General features: G+C 70.1%; 16 protein-coding genes. 10 read left to right on the top strand and 6 right to left on the bottom strand.

The window, feature by feature from the left end; all coding sequences use genetic code 11:
- Positions 1 to 412 precede the first annotated feature (412 nt).
- The 4 genes from ABIA35_RS34390 to ABIA35_RS34375 are packed head-to-tail and all read left to right on the top strand — an operon-like array spanning position 413 to position 6364.
- Positions 413 to 1393 (top strand): ABC transporter permease, encoded by a 981-nt coding sequence (locus ABIA35_RS34390; RefSeq protein WP_370344009.1) that lies wholly within the window; start codon positions 413 to 415, stop codon positions 1391 to 1393.
- Entirely contained in the window at positions 1393 to 2397 is a 1005-nt protein-coding gene (locus ABIA35_RS34385; protein WP_370344011.1) for an ABC transporter permease, read from the top strand. The genes ABIA35_RS34390 and ABIA35_RS34385 overlap by 1 nt, the downstream gene beginning before the upstream one ends.
- Entirely contained in the window at positions 2394 to 4580 is a 2187-nt protein-coding gene (locus tag ABIA35_RS34380; protein WP_370360745.1) for a dipeptide ABC transporter ATP-binding protein, read from the top strand. Before ABIA35_RS34385 ends, ABIA35_RS34380 begins: the two co-directional genes overlap by 4 nt.
- A gap of 41 nt (positions 4581 to 4621) precedes the next feature.
- Positions 4622 to 6364 carry an ABC transporter family substrate-binding protein gene (locus tag ABIA35_RS34375; protein ID WP_370360744.1) on the top strand — a complete coding sequence of 581 codons (1743 nt, stop codon included), beginning with the start codon at positions 4622 to 4624 and terminating at the stop codon, positions 6362 to 6364.
- 119 nt (positions 6365 to 6483) lie between these two features.
- Here the strand turns inward: ABIA35_RS34375 and ABIA35_RS34370 are convergent, their stop codons facing one another.
- Positions 6484 to 7248, bottom strand: a complete 765-nt coding sequence (locus ABIA35_RS34370; protein WP_370360743.1) for an ATP-grasp domain-containing protein — start codon at positions 7246 to 7248, stop codon at positions 6484 to 6486.
- Positions 7249 to 7250: 2 nt separating this feature from the next.
- Positions 7251 to 7997: a class I SAM-dependent methyltransferase gene (locus ABIA35_RS34365; RefSeq protein ID WP_370360742.1), complete on the bottom strand. Its 747-nt coding sequence runs from the start codon at positions 7995 to 7997 to the stop codon at positions 7251 to 7253.
- Between the two features lie 53 nt (positions 7998 to 8050).
- Between ABIA35_RS34365 and ABIA35_RS34360 the strand changes: the two genes are divergently transcribed.
- Positions 8051 to 8707 (top strand): pentapeptide repeat-containing protein, encoded by a 657-nt coding sequence (locus tag ABIA35_RS34360; protein ID WP_370344017.1) that lies wholly within the window; start codon positions 8051 to 8053, stop codon positions 8705 to 8707.
- A gap of 45 nt (positions 8708 to 8752) precedes the next feature.
- Entirely contained in the window at positions 8753 to 10753 is a 2001-nt protein-coding gene (locus tag ABIA35_RS34355; protein ID WP_370360741.1) for a prolyl oligopeptidase family serine peptidase, read from the top strand.
- Here ABIA35_RS34355 and ABIA35_RS34350 read toward each other — a convergent pair whose 3' ends face one another.
- Positions 10754 to 11488 (bottom strand): GNAT family N-acetyltransferase, encoded by a 735-nt coding sequence (locus ABIA35_RS34350; protein ID WP_370360740.1) that lies wholly within the window; start codon positions 11486 to 11488, stop codon positions 10754 to 10756.
- Between the two features lie 132 nt (positions 11489 to 11620).
- Between ABIA35_RS34350 and ABIA35_RS34345 the strand changes: the two genes are divergently transcribed.
- Positions 11621 to 14002 carry an FdhF/YdeP family oxidoreductase gene (locus ABIA35_RS34345; protein ID WP_370360739.1) on the top strand — a complete coding sequence of 794 codons (2382 nt, stop codon included), beginning with the start codon at positions 11621 to 11623 and terminating at the stop codon, positions 14000 to 14002.
- A 221-nt stretch (positions 14003 to 14223) separates the two neighbouring features.
- Here ABIA35_RS34345 and ABIA35_RS34340 read toward each other — a convergent pair whose 3' ends face one another.
- The 3 genes from ABIA35_RS34340 to ABIA35_RS34330 all read right to left on the bottom strand — a co-directional run bounded on the left by ABIA35_RS34340 (position 14224) and on the right by ABIA35_RS34330 (position 17423).
- The gene (locus tag ABIA35_RS34340) at positions 14224 to 14559 is read right to left on the bottom strand and encodes an RNA polymerase-binding protein RbpA (protein ID WP_370344021.1); all 336 of its coding nucleotides are present in this window, start codon (positions 14557 to 14559) and stop codon (positions 14224 to 14226) included.
- 480 nt (positions 14560 to 15039) lie between these two features.
- Positions 15040 to 15783 carry a response regulator gene (locus ABIA35_RS34335; protein ID WP_370360738.1) on the bottom strand — a complete coding sequence of 248 codons (744 nt, stop codon included), beginning with the start codon at positions 15781 to 15783 and terminating at the stop codon, positions 15040 to 15042.
- Entirely contained in the window at positions 15780 to 17423 is a 1644-nt protein-coding gene (locus ABIA35_RS34330; protein ID WP_370360737.1) for an ATP-binding protein, read from the bottom strand. The genes ABIA35_RS34335 and ABIA35_RS34330 overlap by 4 nt, the downstream gene beginning before the upstream one ends.
- Positions 17424 to 17660: 237 nt before the next feature.
- Between ABIA35_RS34330 and ABIA35_RS34325 the strand changes: the two genes are divergently transcribed.
- From ABIA35_RS34325 to ABIA35_RS34315, 3 genes are all read left to right on the top strand, one after another.
- A complete protein-coding gene (locus ABIA35_RS34325; RefSeq protein WP_370360736.1) occupies positions 17661 to 18464 on the top strand; it encodes an ABC transporter ATP-binding protein in 804 nt (267 codons plus the stop codon).
- Positions 18465 to 18467: 3 nt separating this feature from the next.
- On the top strand, positions 18468 to 19373 hold the full coding sequence (locus tag ABIA35_RS34320; protein WP_370344026.1) for an ABC transporter permease: 906 nt from the start codon (positions 18468 to 18470) through the stop codon (positions 19371 to 19373).
- Between the two features lie 89 nt (positions 19374 to 19462).
- Positions 19463 to 20536, top strand: coding sequence for an ABC transporter substrate-binding protein (locus ABIA35_RS34315; protein WP_370344027.1), 1074 nt, complete (start codon positions 19463 to 19465; stop codon positions 20534 to 20536).
- Positions 20537 to 21001: the final 465 nt, after the last annotated feature.

The following is a 21001-nucleotide window of genomic DNA, read 5'->3' as shown; positions in this document are numbered from 1 at the left end:
ACCCGGAATAACCTTCGGCGCGCGCCAATACGCCGAGCGACGGCGTTATTCGGGGGCCGAACTATTCGGTGTCCCGATATTTCCGCCCACAGCCCGGTCCTCTCGTATCCTGAGAGGGCCGGGCTGTTCGTGCACAATCAGGGTTTTACCGCTATGGTTCCAGCCCATGGACCGCGCCGTGTTGCTGACAACCCGCGACCACGTGGACTACTGCCGCGTGGCCAGCGCGCTGTGTCCGTTTTCCCGATAAGGGTTCTGACCTCCCCCGCCATCCGCATGCCGGTCTTTTAGTCGAAGGCTTTGCATATAAGCGGTGATTCCCGGGTACCGATCGGTCCGAGAACCGCTCAGCGCCATGCCAAGTCCTTTCGACACGCATAAGCGTGCCCTGATACGGGAGCCACACGACGCCATGGGCCCTTTCCTGCTGCGCAGGATCGTCAACTATCTGGTTCTGATCACTCTGGCGACGTGCCTGGGCTATCTGCTCGCGGCCTCCAGCCTCCAGCCCCGCGAGTACTTCGCGCAGCGCCAGCCGCCGCCGCCCGCGGCGTCGGTCAACGCCACGCTCAACGAGCTGAACCTCAACGACAAGACGCCGATCCTGGACCGGTTCGGGCACTGGGCCGAGGGCGTGGCGACCGGCGACCTGGGCAAGACCATCGACGACACCTCGGTGTCCACCGAGATGGGACGCCGGGTCGGGGTGACGCTGCGGCTGGTGCTGGTCGGCACGATCAGCGGCGCGCTGGTCGGCGTCGCCCTGGGCTTCATCGGCGCCATCAGACAGTACCGGCCATCGGACCACGCGATCACGTTCCTGTCGTTCCTGGTGCTGTCCACGCCGGTGTTCCTGCTGGCGGTGCTGCTGAAGATCGGCACCGTGAAGATCAACCAGGCGGCCGGAACCACGCTGCTGCCCTATACCAACGAGACGACGCCGGGGCTGACCGGCGGCTGGCTGCGGCACCTGGTCGACCGCGGCCAGCACCTGGTGGTGCCGACACTGTCGTTGATGCTGGGCCAGGCGGCGCTGTTCAGCCGGTATCAGCGCTCGGCGATGCTCGACGTGCTGGGCGCGGACTACATCCGCACCGCGCGCGCCACCGGCATGCGGCGCGGGCCGGCACTGGTCAAGCACGGACTTCGCACGGCCCTGATACCCATGGCGACGCTTTTCGCCTACCAGATGGGCATGCTGCTGACCGGGGTGACGTTCACCGAGAAGATCTTCGGCTGGCACGGGATGGGCGAGTGGTTCGTGGACTCCATCGGGCGCCAGGACGTGAACTCGGTGGCCGCGATGGTGTTGTTCACCGCGGTGTTGATCCTGATAGCCGGGCTGCTCTCGGATATCGCGCACGCGCTGCTCGACCCGCGGGTGCGTGTGTGATGGCGGCCGGGATGGAGCTGGTGATCGCCGAGGAGGACGCGGCGCGGCCGGCCGAGCCGGAGGCGCTGAGCCGGGGGCGGATCGTGCTGCGGCGGTTCCTGCGGCGAAAGCTCGCGGTGGCCGGGCTGGTGATCCTGGTGCTGATGTTCGCGCTGGCGTTCATCGGGCCGTACTTGAGTTCGTGGAACTACAAGGACCAGGACTACAGCAACTTCCTGACCGGACCGTCGGCCACGCACTGGTTCGGCACCACGCAGATCGGCTCCGATGTGTACGCGCAGACGCTGCGCGGGCTGCAGAAGTCGCTGATCATCGGGCTGCTGGCGGCGGTGCTGTCGACGGGGCTGGCCGGGATCGTGGGCGCCGCCGCCGGGTACTTCGGCGGCTGGACCGACAGGGTCCTGATGTGGTTCGTGGACCTGCTGCTGGTGCTGCCCTCGTTCCTGATCCTGGCGATCACCTCGCCGCTGTTCCACGGCCGGACCTGGCTGTTGTTCGTGGTGCTGCTGGCGGCGTTCAACTGGATGGTGACGGCGCGCATGGTGCGCGGCCTGGCGCGTTCGCTGCGCGAGCGGGAGTTCGTCACGGCCGCGGAGGTCATGGGGGTGCACCCGCTGCGGATCATCACCCGGCACCTGCTGCCGAACATGGCCTCGCTGCTGATCATCGACGCCACGTTGAACGTCGGCGGGACCATCATCGCCGAGACCTCGCTGAGCTATTTCGGCTTCGGCGTGCAGCCGCCGGACGTGTCGCTGGGCACGATCATCGCCGACGGGACCGACTCGGCGCTGAACTTCCCGTGGCTGTTCTACCCGGCTGGCATCCTGCTGATCCTGACGGTGATGGCGGTGGCGTTCGTGGGCGACGGCCTGCGCGACGCGATGGACGACACGGCCGGCACCGCCTCGGCCTCCCCCTCGGGTTCCTCTTCGGATTCCACCTCGGGTTCCACATCAGGTTCCACTTCGGCCTCGGACTCGACTTCGGAGGGTGCGGCGTGAATTCGGACGCGGTGTTGGAGGTCACGGACCTGCACGTGTCGTTCCCCGGCGAGAAGGGCCGGCGGCTGGAGGCCGTACGGGGCCTGAGTTACCAGGTGCGGCGCGGGGAGACGCTGGCGATCGTCGGGGAGTCCGGCTCGGGCAAGTCGGTGTCCTCGATGGCGGCGATCGGCCTGCTGCCGACGGACGCGAAGGTGACCGGCTCGGTGCGCTTCCGCGGCCGGGAGCTGCTGGGGCTGAACGACAAGGAGATGTCGCGGATCCGCGGCGCGGGCATCTCGATGGTGTTCCAGGACCCGCTGTCGGCGCTGACCCCGGTGTACCGGGTCGGCGAGGCGATCGCGGCGGCGATCCGGGTGCACCAGGAGGTGTCGTCGGACGCTGCGATGCGGCGTGCGGTGGAGCTGCTGGAGCTGGTCGGCATCCCGGACCCGGTGCGGCGCGCGCAGGCGTTCCCGCACGAGTTCTCCGGCGGCATGCGCCAGCGCGTGATGATCGCCATGGCGATCGCCAACGACCCGGACGTGATCATCGCCGACGAGCCGACCACCGCGCTGGACGTGACGGTGCAGGCGCAGATCCTGGAGGTCCTGGCCACCGCGAAGAAGGCCACGGGCGCGGCGATCGTGCTGATCACGCACGACCTCGGCGTGGTCGCCGGCTTCGCCGACCGCGCGGCGGTGATGTACGCCGGGCGCCCGGTGGAGACCGCGACGGTCGAGGAGCTGTTCGCCGAGCCGCGGATGCCGTACACCGCCGGGCTCCTGGGTTCGCTGCCGCGCCTGGACGCCGGGCGCGGCGCGCGCCTGCGGGCGATACCAGGGGCGCCGCCGTCGTTGCTGGAGCTGGCTGCGGGGTGTCCGTTCGCGGCGCGGTGCGAGTTCGTGGTGGATGTGTGCCGGACGGTGGAGCCGGAGCTGGTGGCGGTGGCGGCCGGGCGGCAGGCGGCTTGTCATCGCAGTGGTGAGGGCCTGGATCTGATGGCCGGCACCGAGTCGACCCCCGATCAAAGCTCTGACATTGGCTCTGACATTCGCTCTGACGTCGGCTCCGATGCCGGTGAACCAGAGCCCGTCGAACAGGCTCAACCGGCGCCCGAGGCAAGCACTGAGACCCCGTCGCCGGTTCTGACGGTCCGCGACCTGATCAAGCACCACCCGCTCACCAAGGGCTCGATCATCCGCCGCCGCATCGGCACGGTGCGCGCCGTCGACGGGGTCAGCCTGGACATCCCGGCGGGCACCACGTTGGCGTTGGTCGGCGAGTCGGGCAGCGGCAAGACCACCACTGTGATGGAGATCCTGCGGCTGCGCACTCCGCAGGCCGGCAGTATCAGCGTGCTGGGTCAGGACCTGGACGCGCTGAACCGGGGCCGGGGTGTGCGGCGGCGGGCCAAGGGGGTGCGGGCCGGGATCGCCGCGGTGTTCCAGGATCCGCTGGCCTCGCTGGATCCGCGGTTGCCGGTGGGTGATCTGCTGGCCGAGCCGCTGCGGACGCACGGGCACGGGCAGACCGCTCCGCGGGTGCGTGAGCTGTTGCGGATGGTGGGTTTGGAGCCTTCGCACGCGAACCGCTTCCCGCGCGAGTTCTCCGGCGGGCAGCGGCAGCGGGTGGCGATCGCCCGGGCGCTGGCGCTGGAGCCGCGGCTGGTGGTGCTGGACGAGCCGGTCTCGGCGCTGGACGTGTCGGTGCGGGCCGGGATCTTGAACCTGTTGGCCGATCTGCAGCGCGAGCTGGGGTTGGCGTATCTGTTCGTGTCGCACGATCTGGCCGTGGTACGGCATGTCGCCGACCGGGTCGCGGTGCTGAACCTGGGGCGGGTCGTGGAGTACGGGGACGCCGACGCGGTGTTCGAGGACCCGCGGCATCCGTACACGCGGGCGCTGTTGTCGGCGGTGCCGGTGCCGGATCCGGTGGTGGAGCGCCGGCGTGAGCGCATCGTGCTGCCCGGGGACCCGCCGAGTCCGGTGGTGCTCGACACCGATGCCGACGCCTTGCGCGGCTGCCGGTTCCGGGGCCGCTGTCCGCTGTACGCGGCGTTGGAGTCGGCCCAGGCGCGCACGCGCTGTGAGGCCGAGGATCCGGCGCCGGAGCCGGTCGACGGCGACCCGGGCCGGACGGCGGCCTGCCACCACCTGGGCGCCTGGGCGCCCGCCCTGATCCCGCACAGCACCGTGGCGTGACCCGCCCCGGCCTCACCCCCTCACTGAAGGAGAACAGCACTGTGAGACGCAGTCCCCGTTCTTTGGTTCTGAGCACGGCCGTGGCGGCCGTGCTGGCGCTCGGCCTGGCCGCGTGCGGCGGTTCCTCCTCCGGCAAGTCCGGGTCCGGCGGCAGCGGCGCCCCGGCGAAGAACATCAACACCCAGCCGGGCAACGACATCAACCCGCAGCCGCGCGACAAGATCGCCGACGGCGGCACGCTGCGCTGGCCGGAGGCGGGGATCTCGGACCAGCTGAACTACAACGAGGTGGACGGCACCGACGGCTCGGTGTCGGACATCATGGCCGCGGTCCTGGAGCAGCCGTTCTACGCCGACTCCAAGGGTGTGCCGCACAACAACAAGAACCTGGTCGCCTCCTACACGGTCACGCAGTCGCCGCAGCAGGTGGTGACCCTGGAGATCAACCCGCAGGCGGTGTGGCTGGACGGCACGCCGGTGACCGAGGCCGACTTCGAGGCGCAGTGGAAGGCGCTGAACGGCACGAACCAGGCCTTCCAGGTCTCCGGCACGGTCGGCTACGACCAGATCTCCAGCATCAAGGCCGGCGCCGGCCCGAAGGAGGCGATCATCACCTTCACCAAGCCCTACAGCGAGTGGCAGGGCCTGTTCTCGCCGCTGTACCCGGCGGCGACCAACAGCGACCCGAAGAAGTTCGTGAACGACTTCAAGGACGCGATCCCGACCAGTGACGGCCCGTTCAAGCTGGGTTCGATCGACCAGACCGCCAAGACGCTGACGCTGGTGCGCAACGACAAGTGGTGGGGCGACAAGGCCAAGCTGGACAAGATCGTGTTCCTGTCGATCGACTCCGACGCGCAAAGCGGCGCGCTGGCCAACAACGAAGTCGACCTGCAGTACGGCATCGGCGCGCACGTCGCGTACTACGCGCAGGTGAAGAACCTGCCGAACGTGACGGTGCACAAGGCGGCCGGCCCGGTCTGGGCGAACCTGACCTTCAACGGCGCCGGCACCGGCCCGCTGTCGGACGTCAAGGTCCGCAACGCGGTGACCATCGGCATCAACCGCAAGCAGATCGACACCGCGATCGTCGGCCCGCTGGGGGTGAGCACCGACCCGCTGGACAACCACGTGCTGCTCACCAACCAGCAGGGCTACCAGGACAACTCCGGCGACCTGGGCACGCAGGACGTGGCGCGCGCCAAGACGCTGCTGGACCAGGCCGGCTGGACGAGCACCGACGGCGGCAAGACCCGGACCAAGGACGGCAAGACGCTGACCCTGAAGTTCGTGATCTCCTCCACGAACGACACGTCCAAGCAGCTGGCGGAGATCGTGCAGAACCAGCTGGCGGCGATCGGGATCCAGATCACGATCGTCCCGGTCCCGGGCTCGGACTACTACACGAAGTACGTGAACACCGGCGACTTCGACATCGCCCCGGTGACCCTGGGCGGCAACGCCTACCCGATCAGCACGGCGCAGCCGGTGTTCGCCAATCCCACCACGGGCTCGGACGGCACGCTGAACATCCAGCAGAACTACGGCCGCATCGGCAACACCGACATCGACAACCTGTTCACCAAGGCGCTGAGCACGATGGACCGCAGCCAGACGATCGCGTACGCGAACCAGGCGGACGCGGCGATCTGGAAGCTGGACACGATCGTGCCGCTGTATCAGCGGCCGCAGATCGTGGCGACGAACTCGAAGCTGGCGAACTACGGGGCGCCGGGGGTTCAGGACACGGTCTACGAGAACCTGGGGTTTGTGAGCGGGAGCTAGTCCTTGGTCCTGATCAGTACCCCCGCCCTCCTCCCCGAGCTAGAACCAGAGGCTGAAAGGCAGTAGCCGTAAGGGGCCGCCGGTTTTCGAACCCGGCGGCCCCTTACGTCGTGCCCTCGTCATGCGTCCAGGAACGGCAGGTCGGCGTGCCGGACGGCCTCGCGCGGCCCGGCCGCGGCGGTGATCACGTCCAGGACGCGGTCGGGGTCGGCGGCGTAGCTGTGGGCGAACCATGCCATGTTCGCCTCGACCACGGCCCAGCGCTCCGTGCCGGAGTCGGGGTCGCTGATGAGGCCGACGTCCACGACCACCGCCGACGGGACCAGGCCGCTGATCTGCCCGGCGACACGGTCTGCGAAGGCCAGGGCCGCGGCGGTCGCCGGTGCGACGTCCAGGCGGCCGAAGCGGGCGTAGCGGCTGGCGGTGTGGACCGTGCCGTCCAGGAGGAACAAGCGGTGTTCCTCGGCGAAGGTGACCACTTCCGATATCTGCACGGTGGTGTCCGGCGCGAGTTCGGGCAGCCGTGTGCCGTCGGCGAAGACGCCCGCGTCGAAGGACTTGTCGGTGGGCGGCTTGGCGAAGAAGGGGCGGCTCAGCTGCCGGGCTTGGCCTGCGGACATGGCCTGGACGCTCCGTCCGAGCAGGTCCGGCGGCAGCGACTGCAGGAAGTCCTCCGGCGGGACGAGCAGGCCGACACCGAGTGCGGCGGCGACCTTCGCGCCGTACAGCGGGCCGCCGTAGTACGCGGCGCGCGCCCCGGCCGGTACCTGGTCGGCGGCCAGGACGCGCAGGCCTCGGGCCCGTGCGGCGTCGGCCAGCAGCCCGGAGGTCGAGGTCGGTGTCTGTTTCGGGGACAGGGCCAGGACGTCGATCGGTGCGGACATGGTCACCGATGATCCCGTCTGCGGGCGATGAACACATACTCCTTTCCCATCCGGTCCGGGGCTTGGCGCACGTCGACGACGTCGAACCCGCATTCGTCCAGGCTGGCCTGCACCTCTTCGCGGGTGCGGAAGCGCAGGGTCGACTGGGAGTTCACGATCTCGCCGTCGGGGAAGTGGTAGGCGCCGCCGAAGGACACATACGGCAGGTCGACGCTGAAGGAGACCCTGTGCTCCTGCACTGTGCCGATGCCGGGGACCTCGCGGACCACCGGGGCGGAGCCCAGGGCCCATTCCTCCCACGCGCGCGCCTCCGGGCGGCGGGTTTCGAACACGAAGTGGCCGCCGGGGCGCAGGGCGGCGGCGACGGCGCGCAGGGTGCCGGTCCAGTCTTCGTCGGTGAGGAAGACCTGGGCGACGTTGCCGGTCATCAGGGCGAGGTCGGCGGCGGCCGGCGCCGGCAGGGCGGTGGCGTCGCCCTCGATCCAGGTGACGGTCTGGGCGTGGGGCTTGGTGCGGGCCACGGCCAGCGACGCGGCCGCCGGGTCGACGCCGGTGACCCGGTAGCCGAGCGCGGCGAGCCGGACGGCCAGGGCGCCGGTGCCGCAGCCGACGTCCACGACCGCCGCCGCGGCCGGTCCCGGGGTGAGCTCGGCGGCGATCGCGACGTAGGCGTCCAGGTCGGAGCGGTCGTCGTCGAAGATGTCGTAGATCTCTGCGAGGCGGGGATGGGCGAAGATCGCATCGGGCATGACAGTGACCGTAGCCCCCGCGACCGGTCGCGCGGTGGGCCACAATGATCGGCATGCCATCTTCACAGCCCGCCCCGCCGCCCCGCCCCGACCTGCCGCCCTTATCCGAGCTGGCGCTCCTGGACTCCCGGGTGCGCGACGAGGGCCACTACGAGTACCAGCGTGCCGCCGACGTGAGCTGGGACGACGTGTTCGCCAGCCACGCCCGCTTCAGCCAGTGCCTGCTGGCCGAGGTGACGCTGGTGGGCGGGGAGTGGAACCAGACCACGTTCGCCGACGTGCGGATGGAGGACTCGCGCCTGCTCGGGCCGGACCTGTCGGCCTCGCACTGGCGCGACACCGAGATCGTGCGCGGCATCGCCTCGGGCGTGCAGTGGCACGACGCCGACATCCGCCGCGTGCACTTCGACCAGCTGAAGCTGGACTCGGTGAACTTCCGCGGCGCCGCCCTGACCGACGTGGTGTTCACCGACTGCCTGCTGCGCGAGGCCGACTTCGGCGGCGCGAAGCTCACCCGCGTCCGCTTCCCGGGGTGCACGTTCGAGGAGGCCGACTTCAGCCGCGCCAAGCTCGCCGAGGTCGACCTGCGCGGCGCGCGCCTGCATTTCAAGGCCGGCCTGGACGCGTTGCGCGGCGCCACGATCGACGGCGGGCAGCTGGTGGAGCTGGCGCCGGCGATGGCGGCGCATCTGGGTCTGCGGGTGGGGTGAGGTTATCCGCCTGACGGCGGTGCGATCGTGCGGAACGATGTGCGCATGGTGGATCAGGAGCCGCAGACGACGTTCCCTTCGAGCGCGGAGCTCACCGCCGAATCGGTGGTGGACGCGGCGGCCCCGATGGGGCCGGTCATCTCGCCGGACGGCCGGTTGGTCGCGTACGCGGTGGTCGCTAACGGTGGGGAGGGCGGGCGTCCGCGCGGGGCGATCTGGGTCGCTGCCGTGGACGGCAGCACGGGCCCACGTCGGCTGACGGATGGGATGGCTCGCGAGCTGGCGCCGAAGTGGGCGGCGGATTCGGGTTCTGTCTTCTTCACCTCCGATCGGGAGGAGCGCGATACCGCGCAGCTTGCGCGGATCGGTGTGACCGGTGGCGAGGCCGAGGCTTTGACCAGCTGGCGCGGCGGTATCGCCGACTACTGTCCGCTGTTCGACGGCCGTACCGTCGCCGTGCTCGCCGAGGACGAGTGCGAGGACGAGTGCCAGGACGAGGGCCGGGATGCAGAGGGCGACGACGTCAAGGTCTGGGGCCGGCATCTTCCGGTGACCCGGCTGCGGCTGCTCGACCTGGACAGCCGGGAGGTGCGGACCGTTGAGGGCCTGGGCGACCGGCATGTGGTCGAGGTGGCGCAGCGTCCGGATGGCGGCCCGTTGGCGGTGCTGAGCTGGTCCACCGCCGAGCTCGATCCGGGTGTCGCGACGGCGGAGCTGCATGTGGTCGATCCCGGTTCGGGGGCCGTGTACGAGCTGGGTCCGGTCGGGATGGAGGCTCAGTCCCCCGTGTGGTGGTACGGCGGCGGGCTCTGGCATCTGGCTCATGTGGCGGTCTCCGGCGGGCAGGTGATCGGCGGGCTCGCTGTGCTCGACAGTGTTCTGCCAACGGCCGGCCCGCAGACGACCGAGGCGGCCGAAGCAGCCGAAGCAGCCGAAGCAGCCGTCGAGTATCGCGATCTCACTGCCGGCATGCCGGTCTGCCCGACCGAGCTGGTGCAGGTCGCGGACGGGCCGCCGCTCGCGCTGTTCGCCGATGGGTTGGACACCGCGCTGTACCGGCTCGATCCGGAGTCCTTGCGTTTCGACCGGGTGGCGTGGGCGCCCGGCACACTGTCCGGGCTGACCGCGAGCCGGTCCGGGGGGACCTGTGCCCTGTTGGCGAGCACGGCGTACGAACCCGACAACGTCCACGCCGGGCCCGTCGGCGGACCGTTGGTCCGGCTCAGCGACACCAGGCCGGAACTGCGCGCGGTCCGCTGGGGTGTCCAGGAGCGTCTGAGCTACCGGGCATCGGATGGCTTGCCGTTGGACGGCCTGCTGATCCTGCCTGCCGGCCGGGGTCGGGACGAGGGCCCGTTTCCGCTCGTCACCATGGTCCACGGCGGCCCGTACTTCCGTTACGCCGACGAGTTCAACCTCAACCCGATGGACTCCGGCCAGTGGCTGGCGACCACCGGGTACGCGGTCTTCCTGCCCAATCCGCGCGGCGGCTCAGGGCACGGCCACGCGTTCGCCGCCACGGCCGCGGGCGCGGTCGGCGGCGATGAGTGGACCGACATCCTCGGCGGCGTCGACCTGCTGATCGCCCAGGGCGTGGCCGACCCCGAGCGTCTGGCGATCTCCGGGTGGAGCCACGGGGGCTTCATGGCGGCCTGGGCGATAGGCCACACCGACCGGTTCAAGGCCGCGGTGATGGGCGCCGGCATCAGCGACTGGGGTATGCAGGCCGGGACCGGCGAGTGGGGCGTCATCGATGCGGCACTCGGTGGCAGCACCGGATGGGAGGGTCCCGGGCCCCACGTGCACGACCGGAACAGCCCGATCTCCTACGCCTCGCAGATCCGTACCCCGGTGCTGATCCTGCACGGTGAGCAGGACACCAACGTTCCGCTCGGTCAGGCGATCCACTTCCACCGCGCGCTGCGCCACTTCGGGGTCGAGCACGAGTTCGTGGTCTACCCCCGCGAGGGCCACTGGCTGCGGGAACGCGGCCACCAGCTGGACGTGCTGCGGCGGATCCGGGCCTGGTACGAGCGGTGGCTTTAGCTACCTGTCCTTCACCCGGAAGTAGAACGGAGCCAGCTCGCTGAATCCGACGCGGCCGTACAACCGCATCGCGGCCGGGTTCTCGTGCTCCACCTGCAAGTACATCCGCGGCGCGTCGTTCACCGAGGCCCAGTCGGCCAGTGCGGCCAGGACCGCGCCGGCCGCGCCCTTGCCGCGGGCCTCAGGAAGGGTGGCCATGCCGAAGACGCCGGCCCAGCCGGTGTCGGCGACGGCGCGTCCGACCGCAATGGTCTGGCCGCCGAGTTCGACGCTCGCGTAGGCGGAGGGTTCGGTGATGCGGTGCAGGAGCCGCCATGGGGGGTCGGGGTCGCCGCCGACCACGCTGTGCCAGACGTCGAACCACTCGCGGGTCGGCCGTTCCTCCAGCCGGACCCGGAGCGCGCCGCGCGGTGCCAGGGCCAGCACCTGGGAGGTCTGCGCGATCTGGAGTGAGACAGAGGCCTGACGGGTGTAGCCGCGTGCTTCCAGCTGCGCGTCCAGGTCCGGGTGCACGGCTCCGGGCGTCATCTGCAGCAGCGTCGGGATGCCGCGTTCGGCCGTGTACGCCTCGGCTTCCTCGATCGAGCCGGCGCCGTGCGGCAGCACCGAGCCGATCCACCACGAACACCCCGGAGCGTGACGCAGCAACCACGTTCCGCTGCGCTGCCCGTACTCGGCGGGCACCGCCCTGGCCGCGCGCTCCTGGAGCTGGGCCTGCAAACCTGACTGCGTCACGCGTTCCCGCTCCCCTGCCGGCGATCTTTTCCGAAGTGACGCCCACCATAGTCCCGGACCGGACATTTCCACGTCGGGGTCCGTAGCGCGACAATGTCGAGGCCGAACCACCGAGGCAAAGGAGCCCGCATTATGGCCCGCAAGGCGCCGACCACCGATCCAGGCGACGAGAATCTGCGCGTCGGGCACGCCAAGGACTGGGCTGCGGGGGTTCCGGCGGTCACGGTGGCGATGCGTGACGCGGTGAACCAGATGGGCGTCAAGCGCTCGGCGGAGACGCTGCTGCGCCTGAACCAGAAGAAGGGTTTCGACTGCCCGGGGTGCGCCTGGCCCGAGGAGGACAAGCGGCACATCGCCGAGTTCTGCGAGAACGGGGCCAAGGCGGTCGCCGAGGAGGCGACGCTGCGGCGGATAACGCCGGAGTTCTTCGCCGAGCACTCCGTGGCCGAGCTCGCCGAGCGCAGCGGGTACTGGCTGGGGCAGCAGGGCCGGCTGACCACGCCGATGCTGCTGGACGCCGGCGCCACGCACTACCGGCCGGTGGGCTGGGACGAGGCGTTCGGGGTGATCGCCGAGGAGCTGCGCGCTCTGGACACCCCCGACGAGGCCGTGTTCTACACCTCCGGCCGGACCTCGAACGAGGCGGCGTTCCTGTACCAGGCGTTCGTGCGCTCCTTCGGTACCAACAACCTGCCGGACTGCTCGAACATGTGCCACGAGTCCTCGGGGTCGGCGCTGACCGAGACCCTCGGCGTCGGCAAGGGCTCGGTGTCGCTGGCCGACCTGGGCAAGGCCGACCTGATCCTGGTGGTCGGGCAGAACCCGGGCACCAACCACCCGCGCATGCTCTCGGCGCTGGAGAAGGCCAAGCGGGGCGGCACACGCATCACCGCCGTGAACCCGCTGCCGGAGGCCGGGCTGCTGCGGTTCAAGAACCCGCAGAACGTCTCGGGCGTCGTGGGCAAGGGCACGCCGCTGGCCGACCGGTTCCTGCAGATCAAGGTCGGCGGCGACCTGGCGCTGTTCCGGGCGTTCGGCAAGCTGCTGCTGGAGGCCGAGGACGCCGCTCCCGGGACCGTGCTGGACCAGGAGTTCATCGCCGCGTACACGCACGGCTTCCAGGACTACGCCAAGGCCGCGCGCGCCACCGACTGGCCGGAGATCCTGGCCGCGACGGGGCTGACCCGGACCGAGATCCAGGCGGCGTTCCAGGAGGTGCGGGCCTCCAAGCGCTTGATCGTGTGCTGGGCGATGGGCCTGACGCAGCACAAGCACGCGGTGCCCACGATCCGCGAGGTGGTGAACGTGCTGCTGCTCGGCGGGCACGTGGGCCGGCCCGGCGCCGGGGTGTGCCCGGTGCGCGGGCACTCCAACGTGCAGGGCGACCGCACGATGGGGATCTATGAGAAGCCCAAGGACGCGTTCCTGGACGCGATGCAGGCCGAGTTCGGCGTGCCGATGCCGCGCGAGCACGGCTTCGACACGGTCGACGCGATCCGGGCGATGCGCGACGGCCGCGCGAAGGTGTTCTTCGCGATGGGCGGCAACTTCGTCGCGGCCACCCCGGACACCGACGTCACCGAGGCGGCGCTGCGCAGCACGACGCTGACGGTGCAGGTGTCGACGAAACTGAACCGGTCCCATGTGGTGCCGGGCCGGCGCGCGCTGATTCTGCCGACGCTGGGGCGCACGGAGGTGGATCGGACCGGAGGTGGCGACGGTAGCGGTAGCGGTAGCGATGGCGGCAGTGGCAGTGGCAGTGGCAGTGGCGGTGGCGGTGGCGGTGGCGGTCGCGGCGGCCGAGAGCAGTTCGTCACCGTCGAGGACTCGATGGGCCTGGTGCACGCCTCGCGCGGGCGCCTGGACCCGGCCGGGCCGGCTCTGCTGTCGGAGGTGGCGATCGTGGCCCGCCTGGCCCGCACGGTGCTCGGCACGCAGCACCCGGTGCCGTGGGAGGACCTGGCGGCCGACTACGACCGCATCCGCGACCGCATCGAGCGCGTCATCCCCGGCTTCGAGCAGTTCAACACCCGCATCCGCCGCGGCTCGGGCTTCGCGCTGCCGCACGCCCCGCGCGATTCGCGCACCTTCCCCACCGCCACCGGCAAGGCGAACTTCACGGCGAACGGCTTCGAGGCGCCGATCATCCCCGAGGGGCGGCTGCTGCTGCAGACGGTCCGCTCGCACGACCAGTACAACACCACGATCTACGGCCTCGACGACCGCTACCGCGGCATACACGCGGGCCGCCGCGTGGTGTTCGTGAACCCCGACGACCTGAGCACCCTGGGCATCGCCGACGAGGCCATGGTGGACCTGGTCTCGGAGTGGACCGACGGCTCCGAACGGCGCGCGCCGGGCTTCCGCGTGGTGGCGTACGACACGGCGCGGGGATGCGCGGCGGCGTACTTCCCGGAGACGAATGTGCTGGTGCCGTTGGATTCCACGGCCGAGGTGAGCAATACGCCGACGTCGAAGGCGATTGTGGTGCGGTTGGAGGCGAACCGGCCGTAGCCGGCATGACTGAAGCCCCGTCTCCCGATCAGGGAGCCGGGGCGAAGACGCCCTCCCGGGCGCCAGAGGTCACTACCGCTCTACTGCTTCAAGACCGCCGCGGGCCCGGCGTCACCGCCCGACAGCCGAGTGGGGCCCGGCCGAGCGGTGTCGCGGGAGGGGTGCGGTCCGCGCAGAGGCGGTCCGCACAGCGGCGGTCCGCGCGGGGGCGGTCGTCAGATTCAGATCTGGCCGCGGAGCTTGGCCAGGGCCTCGGCCAGGATCTGGTCGCCGTCCTCGGCGGAGCGGCGCTCGCGGACGTAGGCCAGGTGGGTCTTGTAGGGCTCGGTGCGTGAGCGCGCCGGAGGGTTGTCCTTGTCCGGGCCGGCGGGGAAGCCGCAGCGGGGGCAGTCCCAGGTGTCGGGGATCTGCGCGTCGCTGGCGAAGGAGGGCTTGGTCTCGTGCTTGTTCACGCACCAGAAAGAGACGAACACCCGAGGCGCGGCGTCGCCGCGCTCGGCCTCCCCCATCGGTCCCGCACCGACGCGGCTGCCTCGGATCGCGTTTCCACTTGCCACTGTCTGGTCTCCCTTGGGTTCCGATCTTTACACCCCGCTGTCCCCGCAGGTGCCCGAGCGCCTGTGGAGATGCGGTGCAGACAGTGTAGGCATGTGCTGATGCACGATTCAGCAGGACCAGCCGGAAATCGCCGCCTTGGCGCTGCGATAAACGGACAAATAGGGGCGGAAGTCAGGGTTTCGTTATCGAAGCGCGACTGCCGGCCGTGGTCGAGGCGGGTGTGGCCGGTGCCGCGTCCGGTGCGGAATCCGAAGGCCGGTAAGGGATCGCGGCCACGTCTGACGCATATTCGGCCACTGTGTGCGAGCGGTGGCCGGTGCCGGGGAGACCGGATCGTTATGGACGGCTCGGATCACGATCTCCGGCGGCGGGGGCAGCCAGGAAAGCGCGGATAGCGCCGACAGCAAGGGCAGCAAGGGCAGCAAGGACAGCGCCGACAACAAGGGCAGCCGGCCCCGCGGTGACAGCGCCGGCAGCGCCTACCCCAGCGCCGAATACCGGTGCTCCGGCCGGCCGGTGGCCCCGTACCGCAGCTGGAGCCGCACCACGCCGTGCCGTGTCAGGTAACTGAGATAGCGCTGCGCCGTGGGCCGCGAGATCCCGACCCGCTCGGCCACCTCCGAGGCCGAGACGTCGGCGCCGGCGGCGCGCACCGCGCTGCGCACCAGCTCCAGTGTCGGCGCCGAGTGCCCCTTGGCCGGCAGCGCCGGCAGCGCCGGCTGGCCGCGCAGCAGGCCGAACAGCTCGTCCACGTCCGCCTGGTCGGCGTCCGCGTCGGCGTCGTCCAGGGTGCGCATCCGGCGGCGCAGGTCCAGGTAGGAGGTCAGCTTCTCGGCCATCGCCGGGTAGCCGAACGGCTTCACCAGGTAGTGCACCGCGCCGAGCTGCATCGCGGTGCGGACCGTGTTCACGTCGCGGGCCGCGGTGATCACCACGAAGTCCGGGTGCGGGCCGGGGCCGGCGGACTCCGCGGACTCGGCAGACTCGGCAGACTCCGCGGCCTCCAGCAGTTTGCGGATCACCCCCAGGCCGTCGCCGTCGGGCAGGTAGACGTCCATCAGGACCAGATCCGGGCGCAGCTCGGCGACCAGGTCCAGGGCCTGCGCGGCGGAGTGGGCCTGGCCGCAGACGGTGAAGCCCGGAGTGCGCTCGACATAGGCGGCGTGGATCTTGGCGACCCGGTAGTCGTCGTCGACGACCAGGACCGTGGTGGCGGCGCTCATCGTGATCTCGTGCCTCCTCCGGCGCTCAGCAGCGGGTCGGCGTCCCGGTCCCCGGCGGCCTTGGGCAGCCGCACGGTGAACACCGCGCCGGGCCCCTCGGTCGCCGCGATGCTACCGCCGAGCCGCTGCACGAGACGGTGGACCAGGGCCAAACCGAGACCTCTTCGCATCGATCCCGTGGCCGGCTTGGTGGTGAAGCCGTCGGTGAAGACGTGCTCGGCGGCGCCGGCCGGGATGCCGGGGCCGTTGTCGGCGACCCGGACCGTGACGCCGTCGTCGTCCTCGACGATCGAGACCAGGACCCGGCCCGGCTTCCCCGGATCCACTCCGGGCCCGGAGACCGCGTCGAAGGCGTTGTCGATCAGGTTGCCCAGCACCGTGGTCAGCGCCTGCACCTTGTCCGGGGTGTCGCCGAGCCAGGTGTCCTCGGTCAGTTCCAGCTCGACCCCGCGCTCCCCCGCGACCGCGGCCTTGGCCAGGATCAGCCCGACCAGCACCGTCGGCGCGATCCGGGAGCGCACCGACTCGGCGAAGGCGGACTCGGCCCCCGACAGGTCGGTCAGGTACTGGAGCGCCTCGTCGGGCTCGCCGAGCTCCAGCAGGCCGGCGACGGTGTGCATGCGGTTGGAGAACTCGTGCTGCTGGGCGCGCAGCGCGTCGGTGAGGCTGGTGACGCTGTCCAGTTCGCGCAGCAGCCCGGACAGCTCGGTGCGGTCCCGCAGCGTCACCACCGCGCCGTGCGCCTTGCCGGCCAGCCGCACCGGCATCCGGTTCACGGTCAGGCAGTACTCGTCGGTCAGCACCACCTGGTCCTTGCCCTCGATCTCGCCGGAGAGCAGGTCCTGCAGGCGCCCGGCCGGGACCACGTCCTCCAGGTGGCCGCCGACGCCGCCGAACATCGGCAGGCCCAGCAGCCGCCGCGCCTCGTCGTTGACCATGGTGACCCGGCCGGACCGGTCGAAGGCGATCATGCCCTCGCGGATGCCGTGCAGCACCGCCTCGCGCTCCTGCAGGAGCTTGGCGATCTCGTCGAGTTCCAGGCCGAAGGTGCGCCGCTTCAGCCGGTGCGCCAGGGCGTAGGAGGCCAGGGCGCCGACGCCGAGGGCCGCGCCGAACCAGGCCGCGTACACCGGGAGCTGCCCGGTGAAGATCGCGGTCACCGAGGCCACCTTGCGTCCGACCGAGACCTCGCCGACCTGGTCGCCCAGCGGCCCGTACAGCGGCACCCGGCCGTTCACCGAGGTGCCGACGGCGCCGTGGTCGATCCGGACGTTGGGCCGGGTGACCAGCGGCTCGTCGATCGGCTTGCCGATCAGGCCGGCGTTCGGGTGGGTGTGCCGGATCCCGGACTTGTCGACGATGACGACGTAGTCGGACGCGGTGTCGATCTGCAGCCGATAGGCGATGGCCTGCAACGTGCCGTCGCAGTCCACCGACGGGAACGCGATGCAGGTCTTCACCGAGGGGGTGTCGGCCACGGTCTGCGCGATCTGCAGGTCCTCGTCCATGTACTGGCGGTCCACCTGCCGCCGTTCCTGGATCGCGAACAGCGCGAAACCCACCAGTACCACCGCCAGCAGGATCGACACCTGGCTGACGAAGATCTGGCTGCTCAGCCGTCGTCCCGATCCACGTCGCATTTTTCAGATTGTGTGCTGTTTCCGCAGATCAGACAAGGGTCCGCCGGTTGAGCAAAACGCACACAACCGCGAGTAACGCGGCAAACGCGGGTTGCGCACGAAACGGCGACGTAACCCGGCGGACGCCTCTAGTTTCACAGCACCCCGCCGGAGTGAGGCGCACGCCACATCGGCTCCGGGGGCGCAAGTGATCGGCAAGCAGCAAGTGCACGGCAAGCAGCGAGGGAGACCGATGCCATGGCAGGCACCGCGATCGAGATCAGGGACGTCACCAAACGGTTCCTCACCCCCAAGGGCGAGGTGTTCACCGCGATCCGGGACGTGACGTTCACCGTCGAACCGGGGCAGTTCTGCGCCGTCGTGGGACCCACCGGCTGCGGCAAGTCCACGACCCTGTCGCTGGTCTCCGGACTGGACCGGCCCAGCGAGGGCTCGGTGTGGGTCGGCGGCAAGGAGGTCGAGGGGATCACCGACGGCGTCGGGTTCATGTTCCAGGCCGACGCGCTGCTGCCGTGGAAGACGGTGCTGCAGAACGTCGCCCTGGGCCTGATCTTCCGCAAGGTCGGCAAGAAGGAGGCCGTCGACCGGGCCCGGGACTGGATCCGCCGGGTCGGCCTGGCCGGCTTCGAGGACCGCTACCCGCACCAGCTCTCCGGCGGCATGCGCAAGCGCGTGGCGATGGCCGCGGCGTGGATCACCGAGCCCCGGGTGCTGCTGATGGACGAGCCCTTCGGCGCCCTGGACGTGCAGACCAAGGCGATCATGTCGAACGAGCTGACCCAGCTGTGGGAGGCCTCGCGGCCCTCGGTGCTGTTCATCACCCACGACCTGGAGGAGGCCATCGCGCTGGCCGACCGGGTGGTGGTCATGACCTCCTCGCCCGGCGGGGTGAAGCAGGTCTTCGACATCGACATCCCGCGGCCGCGCGGCTCCGTGCAGGAGATCCGCTTCGGCAGCCGCTTCCTGGAACTGCACCACGAGATCTGGGCCACGCTGCGCGACGAGGTCGAGCGCGCCTACGCCCGCACGGCAGGAGTCTGACGCATGAGTGATGACAAGCTTTCGGCGACGGCGACGCGGCCCGCTCCCGAGGAAGTCCTGGCCACCGGCCAGCAGGCGCTGGACGAGCGCACCCGGGCGGCCACGGTGGCCTTCCGCCGCCGCAAGGTCAAGGTCTGGGCGGCACGCCTGCTGCTGGCCGTGATCGTCATCGGCGGCTGGCAGTGGTTCACCGCGGTCGGCTGGGTCGACAAGTTCTTCTACGCCCAGCCCTCCGGCATCTGGAACCGGCTGTGGGACTACTTCGAGAACGGCACCGAGTTCGGCTCCTACCCGGCGCAGATCGAGACCACGATGCAGGAGGCGCTGTACGGCTTCCTGATCGGCACCGGCGTCGGCGTCGTCATGGGCGTCGGGCTGGGCATGAACCGGTTCCTGGCCCAGGTCCTGGACCCGTACATCAAGATCGTGAACGCCATCCCGCGCATCGTGCTGGGCTCGATCTTCATCGTCGCCTTCGGCGTCGGGATGACGCCCAAGGTGCTGCTGGCGGCGGTCCTGGTGTTCTTCATCGTGTTCTTCAACGCCTTCCAGGGCGTGCGCGAGGTGGACCGCAACGTGCTGAACAACGCCAAGGTGCTGGGCGCCAGCCGCTGGCACACGATCCGGCACGTGATCATCCCCTCGGCGCTGACCTGGATCATCGCCTCCCTGCACAGCGCCTTCGGCTTCGCCATCGTCGGCGCGGTGGTCGGCGAGGTGCTGGGCGCCCAGCAGGGCCTGGGCCTGCTGATCAAGTCCGCGCAGGGCAACTTCGACCCCTACGGGGTGTTCGCGAACATGTTCGTGATCGCCGCCCTGGTGCTGATCGTCGAGTTCGTCATCGAACGCCTCGAGCGCCGGCTGCTGGCCTGGCGGCCGAAGGTCCACTCCGAGACCGTCATGGTCTGATCCGGTCCCGTTCTGATCCACCCGCACCACCTCCCCTCACCCTGAAGAAAGGCGATCGCCTCGTGATATCCGCTCGCAGAATCCTGATCGTGGCCGCCGCCGGCGCGCTGAGCCTGACCGCGCTGAGCGCCTGCTCGTCCTCCAAGAGCTCCTCCGCCTCGTCCGCCTCCGGCGGCGGGAAGACCACCCAGCACGTCACGCTGATGGTCGGCGGCATCGACAAGCAGATCTACCTGCCGTACAAGCTGGCCGACCAGCTGGGCTTCTACAAGAAGCACAACGTCGACGTCACCTTGAGCACCGAGCAGGACGGCGGCGTCGGCGCCGAGGACGCCATGGTCTCCGGCCAGGTGGACATGGCCGGCGCCTGGTACAACCACGCGATCGACTTCCAGATGAAGCACAAGAACGTCGAGGACGTGGTGCAGCTGTCCGGGGCGCCGGGCGAGCGCGAGATGTGCGCGAACAAGGCGAACGTGCACAGCGGCGCGGACTTCGCGGGCAAGACGATGGGCGTCACCGACCTCGGCTCGGGCACCGACACCCTGACCCAGTTGCTGGCCGCGCAGGCCGGCATCGCCAAGGACAAGTTCAGCCGCACCGGCGTCGGCGCCGGCTCCACGGCCCTGGCCGCGCTGAAGAACGGCTCCATCTCCTGCGTCATGACCACCCAGCCGACCGTCACCGCCATCGAGAAGGAGAACCTCGGCTACTCCGCGATCGACCTGGCCACCACCGACGGCGCCAACAAGGCGCTGGGCGGCGCCTGGCCCGCCGCCGGCGTCCTGGCCCGCACCGACTGGGTCAACAAGAACCCTGAGGCGGTGCAGGACGTGGTGGACGCCCTGGTGGACACCATGCACTGGATCAACACGCACTCCGCGACGGACATCGCCAACGCACTGCCGGCGTCCTACACGAGCAACACGACCATCACCAAGGCCGACTACATCACGGCCCTGACCATGGACAAGGGCCAGTTCCTGCCCGACGGCATCATGCCGGCCGGCGGCCCGAAGGTGGTGCTGGCCACCGAGAAGCTGATCGGCAACGCCGACGACTCGGTCAACCTGGGCACCACGTTCACGAACACCTTCGCGATCAAGGCCAACCAGCTGGACGGCTTCACGACCACCACGACGCCGGCGGGCCCGACCGGCTGAGCCGAAGGCCGCCACACCGGCGGCCGCACTGACCGATCCCAGCGCGCCCGGGTTCACTCCCCTCGCCCGGGCCGGAGCCGCCGCCTGCCGAGTTCGCTCGGCGGGCGGCGGTTTTTTGGGCGGTTCTGACTCAGGTGTGGGCGGCTGGCTGGGCTGGCTGGATGCGGTTTGTTCGGGGGTTGACAGTCACAGGCGACCTTGACTGTCGCCCTTGACTGTCGCCTTTGACTGCCGCAGTAAACAGCACCACCTACCCAGACCATCAGCAGCCAACGCAGCGTCGCCCACCACCCCACAACCGCGCCACCCTGCGGAGATCCTGTTGCCCATTTATTTGGTTAAGCAATGAGGGCGAGTTCGAGGCGGGAGTGGTGGCTGGTGCGGGTGCGGTCCAGTGGCTTGTCGTTCCACCAGGCGTCCAGCCGGATGAGGTTGAGTGCTGTGGCGCTGTAGATGTGTTCGAGT

Origin of the sequence: Catenulispora sp. MAP12-49, from assembly GCF_041262705.1 — a bacterium.
Classification (GTDB): domain Bacteria; phylum Actinomycetota; class Actinomycetes; order Streptomycetales; family Catenulisporaceae; genus Catenulispora.
Note: the sequence above shows the minus strand (reverse complement) of the source record. Positions and strands in the feature narration are given on the sequence as shown.

What these genes read in the sequence shown, in the direction of transcription:
- ABIA35_RS34390 (WP_370344009.1), top strand. Translation starts at nt 413, where the DNA reads ATGGGCCCTTTCCTGCTGCGCAGGATCGTCAACTATCTGGTTCTGATC.
- ABIA35_RS34385 (WP_370344011.1), top strand. Translation starts at nt 1,393, where the DNA reads ATGGCGGCCGGGATGGAGCTGGTGATCGCCGAGGAGGACGCGGCGCGG.
- ABIA35_RS34370 (WP_370360743.1), bottom strand. Translation starts at nt 7,248, where the DNA reads ATGTCCGCACCGATCGACGTCCTGGCCCTGTCCCCGAAACAGACACCG.
- ABIA35_RS34365 (WP_370360742.1), bottom strand. Translation starts at nt 7,997, where the DNA reads ATGCCCGATGCGATCTTCGCCCATCCCCGCCTCGCAGAGATCTACGAC.
- ABIA35_RS34360 (WP_370344017.1), top strand. Translation starts at nt 8,051, where the DNA reads ATGCCATCTTCACAGCCCGCCCCGCCGCCCCGCCCCGACCTGCCGCCC.
- ABIA35_RS34355 (WP_370360741.1), top strand. Translation starts at nt 8,753, where the DNA reads ATGGTGGATCAGGAGCCGCAGACGACGTTCCCTTCGAGCGCGGAGCTC.
- ABIA35_RS34345 (WP_370360739.1), top strand. Translation starts at nt 11,621, where the DNA reads ATGGCCCGCAAGGCGCCGACCACCGATCCAGGCGACGAGAATCTGCGC.
- ABIA35_RS34335 (WP_370360738.1), bottom strand. Translation starts at nt 15,783, where the DNA reads ATGAGCGCCGCCACCACGGTCCTGGTCGTCGACGACGACTACCGGGTC.
- ABIA35_RS34330 (WP_370360737.1), bottom strand. Translation starts at nt 17,423, where the DNA reads ATGCGACGTGGATCGGGACGACGGCTGAGCAGCCAGATCTTCGTCAGC.
- ABIA35_RS34325 (WP_370360736.1), top strand. Translation starts at nt 17,661, where the DNA reads ATGGCAGGCACCGCGATCGAGATCAGGGACGTCACCAAACGGTTCCTC.
- ABIA35_RS34320 (WP_370344026.1), top strand. Translation starts at nt 18,468, where the DNA reads ATGAGTGATGACAAGCTTTCGGCGACGGCGACGCGGCCCGCTCCCGAG.